The organism is Nocardia sp. NPDC046763 (assembly GCF_040645495.1).
In the GTDB taxonomy this organism is placed as follows: Bacteria; Actinomycetota; Actinomycetes; order Mycobacteriales; family Mycobacteriaceae; genus Nocardia.
The window spans coordinates 212,707-229,166 of the sequence record NZ_JBEYYI010000010.1; the positions used below are offsets into that span (position 1 = coordinate 212,707).

Sequence of the window (16,460 nt, forward strand, 5' to 3'; positions counted from 1 at the left end):
GGGGGGTCTGGATTTTTCGCCGGCGCGCACCACGAGCCGTTCGGCCGGCGGCCGCCGCGAGGGTCGTAGTACCTGTGCCCCTCTTCGAGTCCGGCCATGGTCACCACCCCGTGAGCAGGCACCACGCGGACCGATCGTCGGCGGCCTGGCCCTCCGCGACGGCCCGCCCGGTGAGCGCGGGACGCTGGTGATCGCGTGAGCCGTCTCCGCGCTGGCGGTTGCATGATCGGTGCAGCAGCCGGTCGGTCACCACTCCCCCACGGGATCGTGGTTGGGAGTGGTCTCCGTCGAGTTCCTGTGTGCGGTACATGCCTTCGCCGCACCACCAGCAGGGCGCGCCGTCGACGTGCCGCCGTTTGAGCGCGTCGACGGCTTGCTGGTGGCGCCACCCGAGACCCCGCTGTGTGGTGGTCCGCCGCGCGGTCTGGGGTGGCACTGCTGCTACTGCGCGGCGGTGCTCGTCGACGGCGCGGCCGCCGCCGTGCCGCTCGCGCTGGCAGCGGGCGCGCTGGCGTCGGCTGCCGACACCTTGCCCGGGTCAGCGGTGACCGGTGCCTGCACCGGGACGGCCGGGGCCGCAGTGGAATCGGGGATGGTGGGCGGCACAGTGGCGACGGGCTGCGAGGTGACCGGGGTCTGCGGCTCGGAGACGGGCGCAGTCGGCGCGGGCGCGGTGCCGCTGGCCGAGGTGGTGGCGCTGGTGGTGGCCGCAGTGGCGGCGATCTTACCGGTGATGTCGTCGAGGGCGGCGATGTCGGCAGCGGTGATGGTGCCACCGCTGGCGACCTGCGACTTGAGGGTCGCGATCTGGCCCTGGAGATCGGCGATCTGCCCGGTCTGCTGGGCGTTGAGCGCGGCGATCTTGGTGTTGCTGTCGACCAGCGAGGCGATGTCGTTCTTGAGGGCGGTCTCGATGTCGGTCATGTCTACTCCCAGAAGGGCGGCGAGGCAGGCAATCTGCTCGATCAGGAATCCGGCCCAGATCGGAATCGGGCCGTCGTGAGTGGTGGCGACGTTGCCACCGGTCAGGAACTCCTCGAACCGTTCGGGCAGGAATCGCCGAGTCATCGCGGGGCGTCCTGTTCGGTGGGTGAGGACAGCGCGTCAACCTTGTCGTGCAGCGAGTCGACGCTGTGCATGGTGTGCATCGCGACCTCAGCGCCGCGAGTGTCCTGCCGCCGCGCGGCCAGCAGGATCAGCGGAGCGGCGTAGGCGGCCTGAGTGGAGAACGCGAGGTTCAGCAGGATGAACGGGTATGGATCCCAACGCAGGCCGAATGCCGCGAGGTTGAGGACGATCCACGCGCCGACGATGACGGTCTGCGCGGTGATGAATCGCCATGAGCCCATGGCCCGCACGCTGGCATCGGCGGCCCGTTCGCCGAGGGTGAGTTCGTCACCGGTCCGGACGCCGGGGTGCCGATGCCAGTGGGTCATCACAGGAATGCGGTGATGACCGCAATGAGGGCCTTGGCGGCGATTGCGCCCCAGGGCACGGAACCGAGGTCGGCAGACAGGGTAGACAGCATGATTGCTCCTCAAACAGCGAAACCCGGGGCCGCTGGCGCGGATCCGGGTGTTGGGTGACCGATGGTCGTGGCGCGGACCGGATTTGAACCGGCGACCTCTGAGTTATGAGCCCAGCGAGCTACCGAGCTGCTCTACCGCGCTGGCGGCCCGGTGATGTCCGGGCATGAAAATGGCCCGATCCCAAGAGATTGGATCGGGCCGTAGGGACAGCTGTCCCGCTGCAACCGAGTGTTGCATGCAGTCTCGATCTTGTCACGTCCGCAGGGCGTCGAGGGTCGTTACCTGCGCCTTCGACCCCCAACCCAGCGCCGATTCGAGCAGGGCTGCAAACCCGAAGTACAGATGAGTCAACGCGTCGATCGACAAGAGATAGGCATACGAGTGGTATGCGGCGCTGGTCGGGTCATTCGTGAGGTCGACAAGAGCCTGACGGTGTTCGCCGAAGTGAATTGTGCCGCCGTAGTTGTACGTCTGGATCAAATCCTCGGGACGAATGTCTCGAAAGCTCACCGGGTCTTTGTCGCTCGCCTTGGACACCTTGCGACAGACGAGTGTGGTGAGAGTGTGGTTCATCAATGCGCCGCGCGCCTGCGCCCATTGAACGACAGTCGCATGCGTTGCCTCGCGCTGCGCCTCCGGGAGGTGCTTGAGCGCCAGGAACAAACCACGTTTGACGATGTCGAAGGATGCCTTGTCCTGGTTTGAATGCAATTGACGAAACGTGACTGCCGTTCCTGCGATCGATTCCTTGCTTGGGAGAGTTGTCTCGACCTTCCAGTCATTCTTACCGTTTCCGGTCAACGTCAAGGCAGTATCTCGGTTGATAACGGAGAATCCTGCGAGGTCGCGACAGGTTTGAATGAATCGTTCCATCAATACCCGATCGTCGGGCGGGATAGCCAAGGTTGGGAAGTCCGCTGGGCTAGGCAGACCGAACAGATAGGTCAGCTTCTCCCAATAGTGCCTGATGGATTTGCCACCATCCGTTGAGAATTCGACGTAGGGGGCCGGGAAGCCCAGTGACACTGGATGAATCGAATCCTCCAGAGGAACGAACTGGACGGCTATGGTGTCACCGTTTCGCTCCGGGTTGGCACCAACACACTTGAGCGCCAGGGTAAGTGCGGTGCCGTCACCCCGTTCCCATTCGAAGGTCATGACATCGCCCGGGCGAGGAACCACTTGGGGCTTCTCCTGACGAGTGACGTCCGCTGACGATCGAGCAGCCCTGCGCTCTGCCGCTTCCATCGCGCGGCGCTGCTTGCGGTTCGGCGAGTTCATCGATCTCCTGTGTGTTGGCCGTCGGACGTCAATTGTCTGTTGCAACTGGCCAGCGCGCGAGAGGATTTGTTGATCTACGAGCTCGGATCACCTCTGGGGTCGGAGATCGGTCGCAGTACGCAATCGCCGGGCGTCGTCGAGCTGATACAGCGGCTTGTCGGTCGTGTTCTGGCGGTCTTTCACGATCTGGTCGCCGCTACGGTACGCCCGCGGCCGCAGCTGCTCGCGCGAGATCCACGAGGCCACGGTGCCGCGCGGAATCGGCTGGCCGAGCTCCCGCAGCACGCCCAGTAGCTTCGGGAGCTCGAAGAGTTCCGTGCCGATCCGCGCGAGCAGCTGCTGCTCAAGCTTGGCTACGTCGTGTCGGACGCCGCACCGCTCGCAGATGACGAATGGCTGCTCAGGATCGGCGTACAGCCGGTGCGCACACTCGACCGGCTTGGCGTGCTCGCTCATTCGAACGAGGGTCGGGCACGGCCCCCGGAAGCCGAGCACGGGCGGCGGGTTGATCGCGACGAGCGCGGACTCGGCCAGCGAGGTCAGCTCGCGAAAGAGCGCCCCGGCCGCCGGATCCAGCCGGACGGATTCGACGTGCAGCCGCAGCCACCGCGCCGTACCGGGCGCGGTGTCCACGAAATCCGCCGGCACTCTCCGCTCCCCCAGCCGCAACGGGCCAACGAACTGCCCGGGCAGGTATCCGACTGGCACGTAGTCGATTCCACGCGACTCGCACAGGTGCCGTACCCAGCCGGTGACGCCGTTCGCGAGCGCATCGAGCAGGTCGGCGGCCGTCTGGTCGAACGGCATGGGACGGTCGGGCCGCTTCCCTGCGCGCAGGCCGGTGTTCACGCGGTCGAGCCGCGCCTCGGTGACGGCCAGCTGCTCAAGCAGCCACGGCACGCCGTCCAGAACGTCGGCGAGCACTCCGACGCAATCCGGACACAGGAAAGCGTCGGTCGGCCGCGCGCACTGGCGGTTCCGGCAGACCGCGCTCATTCGCGCTCCGCGTCCGGCGGCGTGACCGTGATGACGAGGCTGCCGTCGACCCGCTGCAAGATGTGCATGCCGCTGTACAGGTTGTCGCGCAGCGCCACGAGGATGCCGAACAGCATGTCGAACTGGTCTTTCGGCCGCAGTATGTCGCGGATCCGCGCGAGGCGGCGGATACTCTCCGCGCCCTGTTCGGCGATGGCAGGCAGGTTCGGCGTTGTCACAGCAGCCCTTTCGACTTGAGCATGACGAGGATTCCCTCGGCGATGGCGGGTGCGGACGAGTACGCGCGCACGTGCTGCGCGGCCTCGCGACTGAGTAGGAATTCGGTCAGGCCTTCGCGATCGATCGGCTCGCGGAGACGACCGGCGAGGGCACTCCCCCACGCCTTCGCGGCCGCCTCGTTCGAACCGAGCAGGTTGACGCCCTCGCGCACCAGCTCGCCGTCGCGGTACAGGTCCGCGGCCTGGACCCACTCGATGACCGCGGCCTCGATGGGATCCGGCTCGGGGATACGGAATTCGATCACCACGGACCCCCATCAGGTCGCTCGCCGGTTATCAGTGCGACGAGCTCGCGCACAGTGCAGCTCACCCACTGATCGAGCGGGTCACCGACGCCGTGCCGCTTGTGCACGACCAGGCCGACGAGCGCGTCGTCGTTGCCCGCCTCGACGGCGGCCTCGCGCGTCCAGCCGGGCAGGTCCATGCGCGCGACGTTCTTGCACTCGATGACGACCCGCTGCCCGTGGATCCGGATACCCGCGATGTCGCCGCGATCAGCGGCGCCGGTACGGGCACGACGTTCGATCCGGTCGTCGCCGAGCGCGGCCGCCAAGGCGCGGGCGATGGCGGTCTCGAAGGTCGTGCCCGCCTTCTTGGCGCTGGCGCGAGAGCGGGTCATTACCAGCCCCCTCGCGCCAGCACATCTGTCACGGTGCGCCCGTTGACGACCAGCTTCGGCGCGATGCGCTTCGCCAGCTCAAGGGCGTCGCCCCGCTCCATCGGCCACGGCTCGGCGCTCGGGGCGCCGGTCGGGTCGTAGAAGTCGAACCCGTCGCTGACGACCCACTGGCCGCCGGACCGGCGTCGGACCGCAACCCGGTAGTGAGGGTTGTCTGGGTGGTCGATCGGCAGGCACGACACTGCGTACATGGTGGCCGTGACGATTGGCTCAGGCATGTTGTCTCCGTTCAACTTTTGGGCGCAGGTGGGGTTTGCAGGTCAGGCACGGCCGTGGGTTGTCGCCGTCCCGGTCGATCCAGCCGTCGACGCATCGCGGGTCGTGCTCGACGGGCTGCTCGTCGACTTCCTCGCCGGTCCGGTCACGCATCGGGGATCACCCCGGCCGCCTTGCCGATCGCCTCGACGTACCGGAGGAGGTTCTCCGCGCTCCGGTCGAGGACGTCGTGGAATGCCTTGTGCTGCCACGGCATCGCGACGAACGCGCCGCACAGGTTGCAGATCGCGGTGTTCGTGAACATCTCGGCGGCGCGCATCGCCTCGGCCTCGCGCTCGGTCTTGAGCTTGGCGGCGATGGCATCGAACTCCGCCGGTTCGGTCGGTTCAGGCATCGGCGGTCTCCTCGTCGGTCTCGGCGTAGGCGTCGGGTGTGTGCTCGGCCGGGCGACCGGCCATCGCGGCGCGGACGGCGGCCATGCCTCGCCGTGCCCGGTCGGCCGCGCCCGGGTCGTGGTCACAGAGGCCAGTACCGCGGTAGCCGTCCGCGTCGCACATCGGGCAATTCGCGATGGCACGGGCGCGGTCCTCGCCTGCGCGTTTGGCCTCGGCGGTGTGCTTGGTGGCGGCGGCCTGGGCGCGGTCGGCGTCGTACTGCTGGCGGGCGCGGCGGGCGTCGCCGCACGGGCCGCACGCTGACGTCGTGCCGTCGGGGTGCGCGGCGCAGTGCGGCGACGGTGGGAGCGCGGAATCGGCGACGGCGGCCAGGACGTCGATTCGCTGGTCGAGCAGCGCGGTGCATTCGGCGCAGTCGGGCAGCCAGTAGTCCGGGTGTTCTGGGTGATGCTTCGGGGGTGGGCTGGCGTTCGCCGAGGCGCGCGCGTTGCTTACGTACCGATCCCCACTGGCTGCACCACTGTTATTGGTTGGGTTGGGTTGGGATGGGATGGGGTTATGCGAACTTCGCGGGTCGTTCGCATCCTGTTCGCGCGAACGAGGGGCGCTGACCTGCGGTCTGTCTAGAAACGTGGGTTCTGGGGAAGCTGCTACCGCTCCGCTATTCCGGTCGAATTCTTCCGGAGCATTTTCGACATGGGATGAATTTTCCGCACTCGCAACGGGATTGGGCTGTTCGGTGTTCGCGCGAACTTCGTCCGAACTTCCGGCCTTCTTCGCGTTGCGTGCGCGGGCCATGCGCTCGCGCGCTTCGGCCCGCTTCCGCTCGGTCTCGGCCTTGCTATACGGCTGGCGCTCTGCCCATTGATGGAACTGGTAGCCGCCGCCATCGGCAGCCGTCCACAGGCCCACCTGCACAAGCCGTTTCGCCTGCGAGGTGGTGCCGAGCGTCGCGACCATGTGTTTCGGAATGAACCCGTCGGTGAGCGCACCCGCGCTCCACGCGCCGGCGCGGGCCCACAGGCCGACGGCGGCATTGCCCGCGGCAACGATCTTGGCGTGGAACGCCGCCTGATCGTCGATACGGAACCAAGGCATCAGCGGTCCCCAATCTCGAAAAGCGCCGGCGTCGCCTCATCGGCGGGACGGCAGGTGCGGCAGAGGCGATCTCGCGGCACCGGGACGTCGGGCGCCCACGGGGTACGGCACTCGCGGCAGTCCATGAGCACCGTCGGGCCGTGCGCACCGACGCGGTAGCGGTGCGGGATCGGGCGCGGCGCGTACGAGGTCGCCGCGCGGGCCGGGGCCGCAGTCCGGCTGCTGCCGGGCCACGGTCCCGCGACGACGTTGTCGCTCATGCCCGCGAGACGATTTCGGCGATCCGTTCACGGATCCGGGTCCGCGCGGCAGTCCGCTCCGGGCCCGGTTCGTATCCGACGCCGGTCACGGTCGCGTTGATGACGAGGCCGAGCTCGGTCGCGGCGACCAGCTCGCCGAGGCGCGCCTCGATGGCGAGCGCCGCATGCGTCGCCGCTTCGAGGGCGAAGGTGGCTTCGCGGCCGCGGTCCCCCGCGCCGCGAGCGTCCTCGGCGAGGTTGAGGCATTCGAGGGCTTGACTGCGGTGGGTACTCATTCCGCACCGCCTTTGGTCTGGGCCTGTTCGGTGCCTTCGAGATCGGCCTGCGCGGTCGCCCAGTCCTCGGTCGCCTCGGCGACACTGTCAGTCTCGACCGGCCTTTCGAGCTCGACGATCTGAGCGTCGGCCTCGGCGGCGGTGAGCTGGCTCGCGTTGGCGACCTTGCGGCCGAGCTGGTCGCTGAGGTAGGTCAGCTTGTCGGGGCGTTTGGTGCGGCCGCTGGCGGCCAGCAGGTCGCTCAGCCGCTTCTGCTGCTCGGCGGTGCTCATCGGTGCGGCCGGTTCCGGCACCGGCTCGGGGTCCGGGTCCTTGACCGACTGCGGGACCTCGGCGGCCTCGCTCGCGACGTCATCGAGCACGTCGGCAGCCGATGCCGTGCCTGCGGGCATGTCGGCGCGCTCCGATTGGACGCGCACCGGCAGGGGCTCGGATTCGAGATCCTCGGCGGTGTGGTTGATCCCGAGCAGCACCTCGGGCGCGAGCCGCTTGCACACAGTCGCCGCCGCCTTCGCCCAGAGCATTTCCTCGGGCTGGGTCAGGTACTTCTCGTTGCCGATCAGCTTCCCGTACTGGTTCTTCCTGAATTCGCCGGTGCGGTCGTCGATCTGGGGCACGAAACCGGCCTCGATTGCCCGCTCGATGGTCCAGGTGCTTTCCTCCTCCTGACCGAGCGGACCGAAGCCGATCACCGTGACCGAGGTCGCACTGGCCTCGAGGGTGGCAAACCGATAGCCCCTGGACTTCAGCAGTGCGACCATGGTCCGCGCGTAAATGGCGGGTTGGCCGTGCACGGTGAACACCTGCGAGAGGGCCTGGATGGGGTTCAGGCCCAGCTCGGCACCGTGCAGGATGGCGACAGCGGCGTCGCCGGGCTTCCCCTGGTAGTTCTTCGGCACCAGAGCCGTACCGCAGAGCTTTTCGGCGAAGCCGTACGCCACATCGATGGCGGTGGCGTACCGCATGAGGTGGTCGATCGGATCCGGCGCGGCGGCCGGGCGGCGGTCGTGGGCGAGCTCAAGTTCGGTGGTCACCGGTGGTCCTCCTGCTTGTAGGCCCAGGCGGGCAAATCGATTTGATGGATGTCGTCGCCATGGCCGGGCCATTCGCCCGACCCGGTACAGCGGCGGAACAGCTCGAGGGCCTCGCGGTTGCGGCGGCGGCCGCGGTCGACAGCAGCCGGGACGAGTTCCACCGCGCTGGCGAGGTAGGGCGGCTGTTTGGAGACGACCAGGAACACGCATGCGGCGTCGATCCCATGCGCGGCGAGGCCGGACACGATCCAGTCGTGCTGCTGGTCGTAGCCGAATTTCACGACCGACCTGACGAATTCGAGCGGGTCGGCCGATTCGCTGGTCTTGAGGTCCACGGCGAGCGCACGGCCGCGCTCACCGTGCGGGCGGTACAGCGCGTCGGGTCGCAGACGGCACTCGACACCGGTCTCGGTGTCGGTCCACCAGCCCGACAGCTCGGGCTCACCGCGCCGGAGCGCGATGCCGAGCCGCGGGTGCGAACGCGCGGCCTCGGCCATCGCGTGCGCCGCGTCGAATTCGCGCGACAGCAGCGGGATTCCGCCCTCGAATCGAATGTCTTCGAACTCCTGTTGCACTGCTTTGCTCCGCCGGTCTTTCGCGCGGACCTCGACCACGCGCGCGCCGACGCCGAGTGCCAGCGTGTGCACGGCAGAGCCCTGCTCGAAGTGGTCCGCGGGCGGCTGCGGGTGCGTCTGCTCCCACAGCCATTGCGCGGGTGCCACTTTCAGCAGGCGGCGCGCACCGCTGGACGACAGGGCAGGGCTGGCGTGGTAGTCGTCGTCTGGGATTCCCGAGATGAGTCCGGTTGTCATGACGCGAACCTCGCCTGGATGGCTCGCAGTCGGCTGTCAACGATGGCCTCGGCCCGCGCGGTGAGCCTGCTGGTGGGCCCCTCGAAGTCGACCCAGGCGGCCAGGCACATCAACAGCTGCGCGGCGCGTTCAGGATCCTTGGCGCATACCCTCGTCAGATCGCGGTATACCGCGATCGGCGCGAGCTCGCGCACAGACTCGCAAATGAGCAGCGCCTCGGCGGCCAGCTGGTTGTGATCGGTGTGGCGGCCCATCAGCGGGCGACCTCGGTCACGGCGACGGCCAGCATCCCGATGGCGTCGCGGACACGGTTCGCGAGCTTCGGAAGCCCTTCGAAATCCAGCTCTTTCGCGACCTCGACGAGCGCGGTCACGGCCATGGCGTCGAGAATCGGCACGCTGTCGGCCGAGGCGGGCCCCGGCTTCGGGAACGGAATCGGCATGCTCACTGAGTTACCGCCGGGCCGCCGTCGAGCAGGCCAGCAAGGCCCATCCAGGCCGGACTGGTGTAGTCCGATGTCAGTGTGCCGCCGCGCACGATGGGCAGCTGCTCGGTCGCGGCCTCAGCCGCCGGAACGTAGATCTCGCTCCGCTCGTCATAGACGGGGAACACATCGGTGGGGGCTTCCGTGAGCTGTCGGGCCCTGATCGCGGCCGCGATCACCGGATCCGGGGTGCGCCGGAAGGGCTTCCAGCCACGCCAACCTCGACGATGTCTCACCATTAGACTTGCTCCTTGATCTCTGGCGCGTCCCGCCGAGGTATGAGCTCGGCGGGCCGCAATTGCTAGGGGTTGGACTGGGCACCCGTCGCCGGTGACACGACGGCGGGCGACCCGATCCCGAACAGCTGCATCACCGCTCGGGCGATATCAGCGATGGCGCGGGGCTTGAGGATGTGGCCGGCCATCGCGGCGCTGGTGTCGACGACGTCGCCGATGAGCGCAAGTTCGGCGGGTTCGAGGGGCTCGGGTAGCGGCAGCCGGATCTGTTTCAGCGGTGCTCTATTGGCGGCCGCGCGCTCGTAGGCGAGGTACCAGGGCTCGCGGGCCATCAGTACCGGCCCCCGATGCACACGACGGCGAGCACGGTGAGTCCGACAGCGAGACATACGAGGGCGAAGGCGAGCCAGGCGATCACAGCGGCGCTCCGCAGGTGGTGAGCCACACTCCGGTCAGCCAGCAGCCGACCACGATCAGAAGGGCGACGATGTCCCAGCCGATGACGGCGGCTGTGTCCGAATCGATGTGCGGCCGTGGGAGATTCATGCGGCTGCCCGATTTATGCGCGCCCGGCGGCGCTTCTCGCCGGCGGCAATCGCCTGCTCCATGTGGTCGGCCGAGCTGAATCCGAACGCGCGAGCCAGCATTTCGGCAATCGCGGGCGAGACGGGCGTCCCGTCTTTGAAACGGCAAGGGATGCCGGACATTCGGCGGTCCTTTCTCGAAGTAGGTGCGCGCCCCGGAGAGACGAGGGTGGGGGCCTCGAGCGGTCTCTCTCCGGAGCACGCGGCCCGCGTCGGCGTCGGCGGAGACCGTCGCGGGACGTCTTGTCAGGCGACGGACTTACGGGCGCGCTGGGCGAGCCGTCGTCGGCTTGAGGGCGTGAGCCCCCGCTCATCAGGAGCCGGAAGCGGCAACGGGGCGGGGAGAATTGCGGGGCTGGCGAGCCGGTGAATTGCCTCAGCGATGTCGGCATCGGTCATGCGCCAGACCGTTCCGACCTTGCGGGCGGGCAACTTTCGGGCTCGCACCTGACGGAGCAGCCAGTCTTCGGATCGGCAGCCAATCCGCTCGGCGGCGTAATCCAGGGCGTGTGTACGGGTTTCATCTGCGTTGGTCATGCCGTCGCCACCGTCCGTTGACGTTTGACAGTAGTAGTCGTAGTGCACGACTTCCGTGGCACGAAAAGCGTGCCAGGGAGCACGCGGAGGGCCTCCTCAACAAGAGCGCCGACCTGCTTCGTGCACGTCCTTCGCTCGCCGCTGACCAGCATGTGGATGAACTGGCGACTGCAACCCACGTAGCGCGCCAAACGCGCCTGCGAAAAATCGGCGTTCTCCATGTACCGGACCAGCAGGTCGGGATCTCGAACCTGCATCCAGACTCCCTTCGATTTCTTGCGTCGTACTGCGGCGTTCACGATCTTGTCCCCCTGGGCTCTAGTTGTCAAGCAATATGCGACAAACTGTCGCATATGGGTTGACGATTGGTCAACGGCAGATTGGGAATAACTTCCCTCGTAGCAGGTCAAGGGTGACGCGACAATGACGCATACTGGTTGACACAATGGCAATGAGTGACACGCGTCGCCGGTTGACGCTCAGCCACGCCATCGCTTGATGGTTCACCTACCACCAACGGAGGCTGTTCCTCGTGCATGAGTACCGCCGATTTGTCCAGGCCGAGCTAGACGCCCGAGGGTGGAAACAGGCCGATCTTGCCCGCAAGTCGGGCCTTAGTCGTCAGCTGATCTCGAATATCCTCCGCGACAATCGTCCGAACCTCGGCCAGATGCCCGAGGAGGCGACCCTTGAAGGCATCGCGCAGGGCTTCGGCATCCCGGTTGACGTTGTGCGCACCGCCGCGTCTCGGGCGCTGACGGGCTTCATCGACGAAGGGCAGCCCCTCCGTATTGACCTCGGCGAGGTATCCACAGACGCCCTCTTGGCAGAGATCCATCGGCGAATCAAAGGAACGAACCAAGCCTTGTACGCGCCGGCCACGCCACTGCCGGTCCGGCACTACCTCGACGCGAAAACCGCTGTCGTGAACACGTGGCAAGACCTGATCGAAGCATTTCGGCTCGGCGAAGAGGAGACCGACATCGACGTTGGTGCGCTCTTCCGCCGGCTACCCGTAGAGGTCGTCACCTGGATGGAGCGCCTGACCGAACTGTCCGAGTATGAGGATCACGATGTCGATATCGAGATTCGCGAGCTCGTCCAGGAGAATGCCCGGCAACTCCCGCAGCTTGCGGAGACGCTGCGCAACTGGATCCCCAACCACCTCACGATCGAAGGACACAACCTGTTCGCGGGGCCCCTGAGCGATGCCGCCGACCGCGTCGACCTCGCGATTCCAATCCTCGATTCGTACCTCTCGGGAAGCCGGTCGTGGGACGACGCACGGTCCCTTGTCGCCGACATCGTTCACGCACCTCCCGGTTTCAAGGTCGCGCTCGCCGAGCTCAAACAGGGCCGATTGCATCATCCAATGCCGGCATGGAATCCCGAGCGGCAGCTTGCGGCGTTCGCGCCGGACGACGGCGATCTCGACAAGAACCTGGATCCCGACTGGGACAACCTGCCGTAGCAGCCTGGCACGCCATGTCATAGACACCCCTGCGCGACCCCCTAGCTATCACACTCGAACACATGTTCTAATCCACAATATGGGGAATCGCACGCTCAGACATGACACCCGATGGAATCCCTGGCGACACCTAGGTCGAAATCACCCGCATATCAGCGTGTCCGCACTGGCTGACCTACCAGGAAAAGCACGTGCGTCATGGACGACTGACGGCATCTACATAGACCGATCGCTCGGCCAGGCCGCCCGGCGGTGCGCCCTCACTCACGAAATCGTCCATCTCGAGCGCGGTCCCGTCCCAGCCGATTCACGGCTCGCAGTCATCGAAGAGCGAATCGTCAGCGTCATCGCAGCCAAGCGATTGATCACCCTGCACCAGCTGATCGAGGCTCTCATGTGGGCAGCGCCCACGAGCCTCTACGAGCTAGCCGAGGAGCTCTGGGTCGACCTCTCCACACTCAGAATTCGGCTTCGCCATCTCACCGCGAAAGAGGTCCAGCGTGTCAACGACGAGATTGCGGGCCGCCGCCCGTGGCACCAGTGATCCACTAGGTCGCAGCCACTCAGCACGCGTTGACGCCGTCAACGGCGAGGTCTAACGTCCCTGGTCAGAAAAGCGCCGGTTTTTCCAAGATCGTTGGAATCCGCTGGAAGTCGCGTTTCCGCTGGTCATTGCGGGGGGTTCAAATCCCCTATCCTCCGCTTCGAAGGCCCCGGCCGGACCCAGTCCGCCGGGGCCTTCCGCATATCCCGTGTCGATGCGGCACGGTCCGGGTTCATGACTCCTTTCATCTCGATCACGCTCGGCACCCAGCCGGCCTCGCACCCCCAGCCCGCCAGGCCGCGGCTACACATGGTCGACAACACCGTGATGCGTTCGGCCGGGACCGCGGGCATGGCCGTCATTGCGGCGCTGATCGCACCCGCACCCGCACGAGGGTTCATCCTCGGCGGCACCGGATTGGCGGTTAGTCGCGATCACAGCCCGGGCCATCACGTTCACGGTCACACGGGCACCCCGGACACGCAGCGTGCGGAGAACGGAGACCACGCCCACCACCCGCACAGTCGCAACCGATCAGGCCACCTGAGGTTTCATCCACCATGCGTCAATTCATGATTCGCTACCGGAAACACCCTGGGGCACAACGAGATGACCGACCAAAACGGATTATTGACATGAAACACCTATCGGTTGAGTACTTGCGGCCCCCGATCGGTGCGGACAGGCGTGATGCGTTGCAGCCCATGGGATTTGAGTTAACAACTGGCTAACCGCGAAGGACTCTATTGCGCGCATGCACATGGCCCCAAATCTGAAAATCAGGCGGTGCGCCATCCGAGACCGAGCGCACAGTACCCTCGCCGCCATGATGGAGATCACATCAGCGAGACCCACAGACGGCGACGCGCAAGCGCCCCCGCTACGCAGAGCGGGGGCAATCATCGGACGACTGAGTTCGTTCAGACCCCGGCTAGCACATGCTTCGCTAATTGTCGCGGGCGTAGTGGCGGTCAAGTCATTTCAAATGTCTTTCGCCGCCCTGCACCAACTCTCGATACGCAATCTGGTGCCACCCGACCTTGCCTCGAACGTGCCGGTCGCCATCGACGGCCTGGTGGTCGGTTCGATCATCGCCACCGCCTCGTTCCGGCAATGGAGCGCGGGCTGGTGGTATTCGACCGTATTGTTCGTTCTTTCAACCCTGCTCTCGATTGCCGGGAATGTCCAGTATGCCTACGAGATCGGCGGCGGCGCTGTGGCCATGATCATTTACGCCGGCATGCCGCTGACAATGCTGTTCGCAGTGCACCTCACGTTGATGCTCTGGCAACGCGGCAAGCAGGTCGCGGCCGAGCGTGCAGCCAACCTCGAGGCCGCCCAGCCCGAGGCCGACCTCGCGGCCACCCAGCCCGAGGCCGACCTCGAGGCCACCCGGCTCGAAGCCGACTCGTCCGCCTCACAGGATCTGGAGCGCTCCCCTGAACCCTTTGCAGTGCGTCAGCCCCGGCTCTACCCGCTCGAATCCATCGGGCCCGGGCCTTCCCGAGGGCAGACCGCCGGAGTCGGCTCACAGCACAGGTCAGTTTCGCCGGACGGCGTCGAACGACCCCAGGTCTCGACAACAGCCGCGCAAATGTAATGGCCGACACAGCTCGATCGACCCTCAGTCCCCTCTGAAACCCTCTCTGGAGCGAAAAATGGCGATGACCATGTGGCAAGACCAAGGAGTAGATCAGTTTCGAGAAATCGCAAGCCGGCTGGCTTCGATCATCCAAAACAGTCTGGATCGATCGGGTGCGATGACACAGTTCACCGACGCAGTCAGCAACGTCGAAGCATTCACCGATCTGATGATCGAATACTCCGGCCGGTGGTTCAGCGAGACGGGCGGACGCTCGACACTGATGGGGCCGGAACTGTTCTGGATGTTGTCCGAGCCCGGACTGCGGCGCGGCCCAGTGGTCGGTATACGTAGCCAGGAAGCAGGTGTCGAATCCGAAGGCAATTCCGGGCAACGCGCCCGAAAATTATTGTTGATCTGTGTTTTCGAAGCACTCGCGCATAGCCAATGGGGCCTCCCCGAGGGCGTATCGGATCATCCGCTGGTCAACGGAATGGTTTGACCCGCCGTTGAACTCGACCATCCATTCGCTTGATCGAAAGCATCAGAGGTAATCTGGGCAAACAGGCAGCATTGCCGGGCCCGCAAACGATCAGGGGAGCCGTCCCCTATCCTTCGCTTCGAAGGCTCCGGCCGGACTCGGTCCGGCCGGAGCCTTCCGCATATCCAACCCGGCGACATATCCAGCCCCGGCGACCCGGTCATCCCGCCGCGCCGGATTCCCGCAATGCGCAGGCGACCTCATCGAGTGCGGACTCCAGCAGGTCGGCATAGTGGTCGATGTCGGGGAGAACGGCGGGATCGGCGTGGATGGAGACGGTGACCGTGTCGCCGAGTCCGTGGATGCCGTGGGTCAGGTGCATGACCGTGCCGAGGGCTGGGAAGCCGGCCGTGAATCGGGCTGTGCCGCTGCCGAACCGGAGGTCCGCGGGACCGCGGTCGACGCTGGAGACGACGGTATGACCCGAAACTCGTTCGGGGAGTGTATCGATCGGGGCGTGCGTCACGTCATGGTGCAGCAGCGGGGCGGGGAGGACGGCGGTCACCGAGTCCTGCGCGGCCTGGAGCGGATGCGCGGCGCGAGTTCGGCGCGCGGCGAGGTCGGCGGCGATGCGGTCGGCGCGGGCACGAGGCAAGGGCGCGGCGACGGCCAGATCCACCGACAGGTCGCGGTAACTGTTGCGGCCGCCTGCTGCGATGACCATCGCCATGGGGACCTGGGCGCGGAGGTCGGCAACCGCGGCGCCGCGCCCCGAGAGATAGGTCTCCAACGCGAATGAGATGGCGGTGAGCGCCACGACCGTTATCGAGTGGTCCGATACCCGCAGCCGGTTCTTGTCGCACACCAGCATTCGCACGATATGCCCGGCAGGGGGTGCGCCGGTGCCGTTCAGGGCCGTCGGTTCGACATCGGGTGCGGGTGGCGGCAGTTCCCCGGCGGCCGTGAGCTCGGCCAGCCCGCGCTGCGCTCGGGCGGCGGCCAGACCGCGAACGACCGTGCGTGCCATGCCGATCGGTATGCCTGGCAGCGCAACAGTAGCGGCGAGGGCGCTCGTCACCGCATCACGAAGGTCGCGCGGGAGGAACCGATCGACGAGCCCGCCCGAGCGGTTCGAGGCGGCAGATGCCGGAAATTCACTGCCGCAGAACAATGCTCGCGCGATGGCGGCCGCGCGGCGGCCGTCCGCCAGGGCGTGGGATAGCTGGAGCACAGCTACGAGGGCGGACTCACCGGTAGCGAACCCCGGGACGTCCCGAATATTTCGGAACACGTGCAGTCGCCAGGGGCGGTCGTTCGCATTCAGCCCCGTGCCGAGCAGGTCACCCACGGCGGCAGTGACATTCGCCCACGTGGCCTCCACGTGGTGATGGTCGACGAACTGCTCGTTCGTGAATTCGCAAGTCGCCCAAATCGGGTACGCAATGTTTGCAGGCGTATCCAGCACGTGTATCAGCAAATCCGGAATATCGACCACCCGGTTCGCGACGGCCGCCCGCAGCTCGCCGGCCTCGCGTCCGGTGTCGGCGAAGCAGTAGAGCAGGAACAAGTCGTTGCGGGTACGCGCGGACAGCCAGTACATGGTGGCGTCCCGGGCGGCCAGGGATTTCACCCGATGACCATAACGAAACCCCGGACGACACAGCGGCTCTGGGTGCTACCGTTTGTAG

General features: G+C 66.4%; 26 protein-coding genes, 1 tRNA gene and 1 pseudogene. 4 read left to right on the plus strand and 24 right to left on the minus strand.

The window, feature by feature from the left end; translation table 11 throughout:
• Positions 1 to 100: 100 nt before the first annotated feature.
• The 23 genes and pseudogenes from ABZ909_RS18905 to ABZ909_RS19015 all read right to left on the minus strand — a co-directional run bounded on the left by ABZ909_RS18905 (position 101) and on the right by ABZ909_RS19015 (position 10,694).
• A complete protein-coding gene (locus ABZ909_RS18905) occupies positions 101 to 436 on the minus strand; it encodes a hypothetical protein (protein ID WP_357001063.1) in 336 nt (111 codons plus the stop codon).
• Between the two features lie 5 nt (positions 437 to 441).
• Positions 442 to 1,068, minus strand: a complete 627-nt coding sequence (locus ABZ909_RS18910; protein WP_357001066.1) for a hypothetical protein — start codon at positions 1,066 to 1,068, stop codon at positions 442 to 444.
• Positions 1,065 to 1,346: pseudogene (locus tag ABZ909_RS18915) on the minus strand (DUF1003 domain-containing protein); the annotation flags it as partial. The pseudogene ABZ909_RS18915 and the gene ABZ909_RS18910, both read right to left, overlap by 4 nt.
• A 250-nt stretch (positions 1,347 to 1,596) precedes the next feature.
• Positions 1,597 to 1,670, minus strand: a tRNA-Met gene (locus ABZ909_RS18920).
• A 111-nt stretch (positions 1,671 to 1,781) separates the two neighbouring features.
• A complete protein-coding gene (locus tag ABZ909_RS18925; protein WP_357001067.1) occupies positions 1,782 to 2,810 on the minus strand; it encodes a hypothetical protein in 1,029 nt (342 codons plus the stop codon).
• A gap of 87 nt (positions 2,811 to 2,897) precedes the next feature.
• Complete coding sequence (locus tag ABZ909_RS18930) at positions 2,898 to 3,734, minus strand: hypothetical protein (protein ID WP_357001069.1); 837 nt, start codon at positions 3,732 to 3,734, stop codon at positions 2,898 to 2,900.
• Positions 3,735 to 3,802: 68 nt separating this feature from the next.
• Positions 3,803 to 4,024 (minus strand): hypothetical protein, encoded by a 222-nt coding sequence (locus ABZ909_RS18935; protein WP_357001071.1) that lies wholly within the window; start codon positions 4,022 to 4,024, stop codon positions 3,803 to 3,805.
• A complete protein-coding gene (locus ABZ909_RS18940; RefSeq protein WP_357001072.1) occupies positions 4,021 to 4,329 on the minus strand; it encodes a hypothetical protein in 309 nt (102 codons plus the stop codon). The genes ABZ909_RS18935 and ABZ909_RS18940 overlap by 4 nt, the downstream gene beginning before the upstream one ends.
• Complete coding sequence (locus tag ABZ909_RS18945; RefSeq protein WP_357001074.1) at positions 4,326 to 4,703, minus strand: hypothetical protein; 378 nt, start codon at positions 4,701 to 4,703, stop codon at positions 4,326 to 4,328. Before ABZ909_RS18945 ends, ABZ909_RS18940 begins: the two co-directional genes overlap by 4 nt.
• Positions 4,703 to 4,981: a hypothetical protein gene (locus ABZ909_RS18950; protein ID WP_357001075.1), complete on the minus strand. Its 279-nt coding sequence runs from the start codon at positions 4,979 to 4,981 to the stop codon at positions 4,703 to 4,705. Before ABZ909_RS18950 ends, ABZ909_RS18945 begins: the two co-directional genes overlap by 1 nt.
• Positions 4,982 to 5,124: 143 nt before the next feature.
• On the minus strand, positions 5,125 to 5,373 hold the full coding sequence (locus ABZ909_RS18955) for a hypothetical protein (protein ID WP_357001077.1): 249 nt from the start codon (positions 5,371 to 5,373) through the stop codon (positions 5,125 to 5,127).
• Entirely contained in the window at positions 5,366 to 6,472 is a 1,107-nt protein-coding gene (locus ABZ909_RS18960) for a hypothetical protein (RefSeq protein ID WP_357001079.1), read from the minus strand. Before ABZ909_RS18960 ends, ABZ909_RS18955 begins: the two co-directional genes overlap by 8 nt.
• Positions 6,472 to 6,732 carry a hypothetical protein gene (locus ABZ909_RS18965; protein WP_357001081.1) on the minus strand — a complete coding sequence of 87 codons (261 nt, stop codon included), beginning with the start codon at positions 6,730 to 6,732 and terminating at the stop codon, positions 6,472 to 6,474. Before ABZ909_RS18965 ends, ABZ909_RS18960 begins: the two co-directional genes overlap by 1 nt.
• Positions 6,729 to 7,007, minus strand: a complete 279-nt coding sequence (locus tag ABZ909_RS18970; protein WP_357001083.1) for a hypothetical protein — start codon at positions 7,005 to 7,007, stop codon at positions 6,729 to 6,731. The genes ABZ909_RS18965 and ABZ909_RS18970 overlap by 4 nt, the downstream gene beginning before the upstream one ends.
• A complete protein-coding gene (locus ABZ909_RS18975) occupies positions 7,004 to 8,041 on the minus strand; it encodes a hypothetical protein (protein ID WP_357001085.1) in 1,038 nt (345 codons plus the stop codon). The genes ABZ909_RS18970 and ABZ909_RS18975 overlap by 4 nt, the downstream gene beginning before the upstream one ends.
• Positions 8,038 to 8,853 (minus strand): PD-(D/E)XK nuclease-like domain-containing protein, encoded by an 816-nt coding sequence (locus ABZ909_RS18980; protein WP_357001088.1) that lies wholly within the window; start codon positions 8,851 to 8,853, stop codon positions 8,038 to 8,040. Before ABZ909_RS18980 ends, ABZ909_RS18975 begins: the two co-directional genes overlap by 4 nt.
• Positions 8,850 to 9,107 carry a hypothetical protein gene (locus ABZ909_RS18985; protein ID WP_357001091.1) on the minus strand — a complete coding sequence of 86 codons (258 nt, stop codon included), beginning with the start codon at positions 9,105 to 9,107 and terminating at the stop codon, positions 8,850 to 8,852. Before ABZ909_RS18985 ends, ABZ909_RS18980 begins: the two co-directional genes overlap by 4 nt.
• On the minus strand, positions 9,107 to 9,295 hold the full coding sequence (locus tag ABZ909_RS18990; protein WP_357001093.1) for a hypothetical protein: 189 nt from the start codon (positions 9,293 to 9,295) through the stop codon (positions 9,107 to 9,109). Before ABZ909_RS18990 ends, ABZ909_RS18985 begins: the two co-directional genes overlap by 1 nt.
• Positions 9,296 to 9,297: 2 nt before the next feature.
• Positions 9,298 to 9,576 carry a hypothetical protein gene (locus ABZ909_RS18995; protein ID WP_357001096.1) on the minus strand — a complete coding sequence of 93 codons (279 nt, stop codon included), beginning with the start codon at positions 9,574 to 9,576 and terminating at the stop codon, positions 9,298 to 9,300.
• Between the two features lie 62 nt (positions 9,577 to 9,638).
• Positions 9,639 to 9,905, minus strand: a complete 267-nt coding sequence (locus ABZ909_RS19000; protein ID WP_357001099.1) for a hypothetical protein — start codon at positions 9,903 to 9,905, stop codon at positions 9,639 to 9,641.
• 82 nt (positions 9,906 to 9,987) lie between these two features.
• Positions 9,988 to 10,119 (minus strand): hypothetical protein, encoded by a 132-nt coding sequence (locus ABZ909_RS19005; RefSeq protein ID WP_357001101.1) that lies wholly within the window; start codon positions 10,117 to 10,119, stop codon positions 9,988 to 9,990.
• Positions 10,116 to 10,280 carry a hypothetical protein gene (locus ABZ909_RS19010; protein WP_357001103.1) on the minus strand — a complete coding sequence of 55 codons (165 nt, stop codon included), beginning with the start codon at positions 10,278 to 10,280 and terminating at the stop codon, positions 10,116 to 10,118. Before ABZ909_RS19010 ends, ABZ909_RS19005 begins: the two co-directional genes overlap by 4 nt.
• 123 nt (positions 10,281 to 10,403) lie before the next feature.
• The gene (locus ABZ909_RS19015) at positions 10,404 to 10,694 is read right to left on the minus strand and encodes a hypothetical protein (protein WP_357001106.1); all 291 of its coding nucleotides are present in this window, start codon (positions 10,692 to 10,694) and stop codon (positions 10,404 to 10,406) included.
• Between the two features lie 532 nt (positions 10,695 to 11,226).
• On the opposite strand from ABZ909_RS19015, the gene ABZ909_RS19020 reads away from it, so the two are divergent.
• The 4 genes from ABZ909_RS19020 (at position 11,227) to ABZ909_RS19035 (ending at position 14,793) form a co-directional block, all read left to right on the plus strand.
• A complete protein-coding gene (locus ABZ909_RS19020; protein WP_357001109.1) occupies positions 11,227 to 12,165 on the plus strand; it encodes a helix-turn-helix transcriptional regulator in 939 nt (312 codons plus the stop codon).
• A 157-nt stretch (positions 12,166 to 12,322) separates the two neighbouring features.
• The gene (locus tag ABZ909_RS19025) at positions 12,323 to 12,709 is read left to right on the plus strand and encodes a hypothetical protein (RefSeq protein ID WP_357001111.1); all 387 of its coding nucleotides are present in this window, start codon (positions 12,323 to 12,325) and stop codon (positions 12,707 to 12,709) included.
• Positions 12,710 to 13,535: 826 nt separating this feature from the next.
• A complete protein-coding gene (locus ABZ909_RS19030; RefSeq protein WP_357001114.1) occupies positions 13,536 to 14,309 on the plus strand; it encodes a DUF2637 domain-containing protein in 774 nt (257 codons plus the stop codon).
• 58 nt (positions 14,310 to 14,367) lie between these two features.
• Positions 14,368 to 14,793, plus strand: a complete 426-nt coding sequence (locus tag ABZ909_RS19035; RefSeq protein WP_357001116.1) for a hypothetical protein — start codon at positions 14,368 to 14,370, stop codon at positions 14,791 to 14,793.
• 199 nt (positions 14,794 to 14,992) lie between these two features.
• On the opposite strand, the gene ABZ909_RS19040 is transcribed toward ABZ909_RS19035, so the two are convergent.
• On the minus strand, positions 14,993 to 16,402 hold the full coding sequence (locus tag ABZ909_RS19040; protein ID WP_357001119.1) for a wax ester/triacylglycerol synthase domain-containing protein: 1,410 nt from the start codon (positions 16,400 to 16,402) through the stop codon (positions 14,993 to 14,995).
• Between the last annotated feature and the right edge of the window lie 58 nt (positions 16,403 to 16,460).

Coding starts and splice junctions, on each gene's coding strand:
- ABZ909_RS18950 (WP_357001075.1), bottom strand. CDS start 4,981: ATGCCTGAGCCAATCGTCACGGCCACCATGTACGCAGTGTCGTGCCTG.
- ABZ909_RS18980 (WP_357001088.1), bottom strand. CDS start 8,853: ATGACAACCGGACTCATCTCGGGAATCCCAGACGACGACTACCACGCC.
- ABZ909_RS18995 (WP_357001096.1), bottom strand. CDS start 9,576: ATGGTGAGACATCGTCGAGGTTGGCGTGGCTGGAAGCCCTTCCGGCGC.
- ABZ909_RS18960 (WP_357001079.1), bottom strand. CDS start 6,472: ATGCCTTGGTTCCGTATCGACGATCAGGCGGCGTTCCACGCCAAGATC.
- ABZ909_RS19035 (WP_357001116.1), top strand. CDS start 14,368: ATGGCGATGACCATGTGGCAAGACCAAGGAGTAGATCAGTTTCGAGAA.
- ABZ909_RS18955 (WP_357001077.1), bottom strand. CDS start 5,373: ATGCCTGAACCGACCGAACCGGCGGAGTTCGATGCCATCGCCGCCAAG.
- ABZ909_RS18965 (WP_357001081.1), bottom strand. CDS start 6,732: ATGAGCGACAACGTCGTCGCGGGACCGTGGCCCGGCAGCAGCCGGACT.
- ABZ909_RS19010 (WP_357001103.1), bottom strand. CDS start 10,280: ATGTCCGGCATCCCTTGCCGTTTCAAAGACGGGACGCCCGTCTCGCCC.
- ABZ909_RS18910 (WP_357001066.1), bottom strand. CDS start 1,068: ATGACTCGGCGATTCCTGCCCGAACGGTTCGAGGAGTTCCTGACCGGT.
- ABZ909_RS19000 (WP_357001099.1), bottom strand. CDS start 9,905: ATGGCCCGCGAGCCCTGGTACCTCGCCTACGAGCGCGCGGCCGCCAAT.
- ABZ909_RS18985 (WP_357001091.1), bottom strand. CDS start 9,107: ATGGGCCGCCACACCGATCACAACCAGCTGGCCGCCGAGGCGCTGCTC.
- ABZ909_RS18925 (WP_357001067.1), bottom strand. CDS start 2,810: ATGAACTCGCCGAACCGCAAGCAGCGCCGCGCGATGGAAGCGGCAGAG.
- ABZ909_RS19030 (WP_357001114.1), top strand. CDS start 13,536: ATGATGGAGATCACATCAGCGAGACCCACAGACGGCGACGCGCAAGCG.
- ABZ909_RS18990 (WP_357001093.1), bottom strand. CDS start 9,295: ATGCCGATTCCGTTCCCGAAGCCGGGGCCCGCCTCGGCCGACAGCGTG.
- ABZ909_RS18945 (WP_357001074.1), bottom strand. CDS start 4,703: ATGACCCGCTCTCGCGCCAGCGCCAAGAAGGCGGGCACGACCTTCGAG.
- ABZ909_RS19015 (WP_357001106.1), bottom strand. CDS start 10,694: ATGACCAACGCAGATGAAACCCGTACACACGCCCTGGATTACGCCGCC.
- ABZ909_RS19005 (WP_357001101.1), bottom strand. CDS start 10,119: ATGAATCTCCCACGGCCGCACATCGATTCGGACACAGCCGCCGTCATC.
- ABZ909_RS18970 (WP_357001083.1), bottom strand. CDS start 7,007: ATGAGTACCCACCGCAGTCAAGCCCTCGAATGCCTCAACCTCGCCGAG.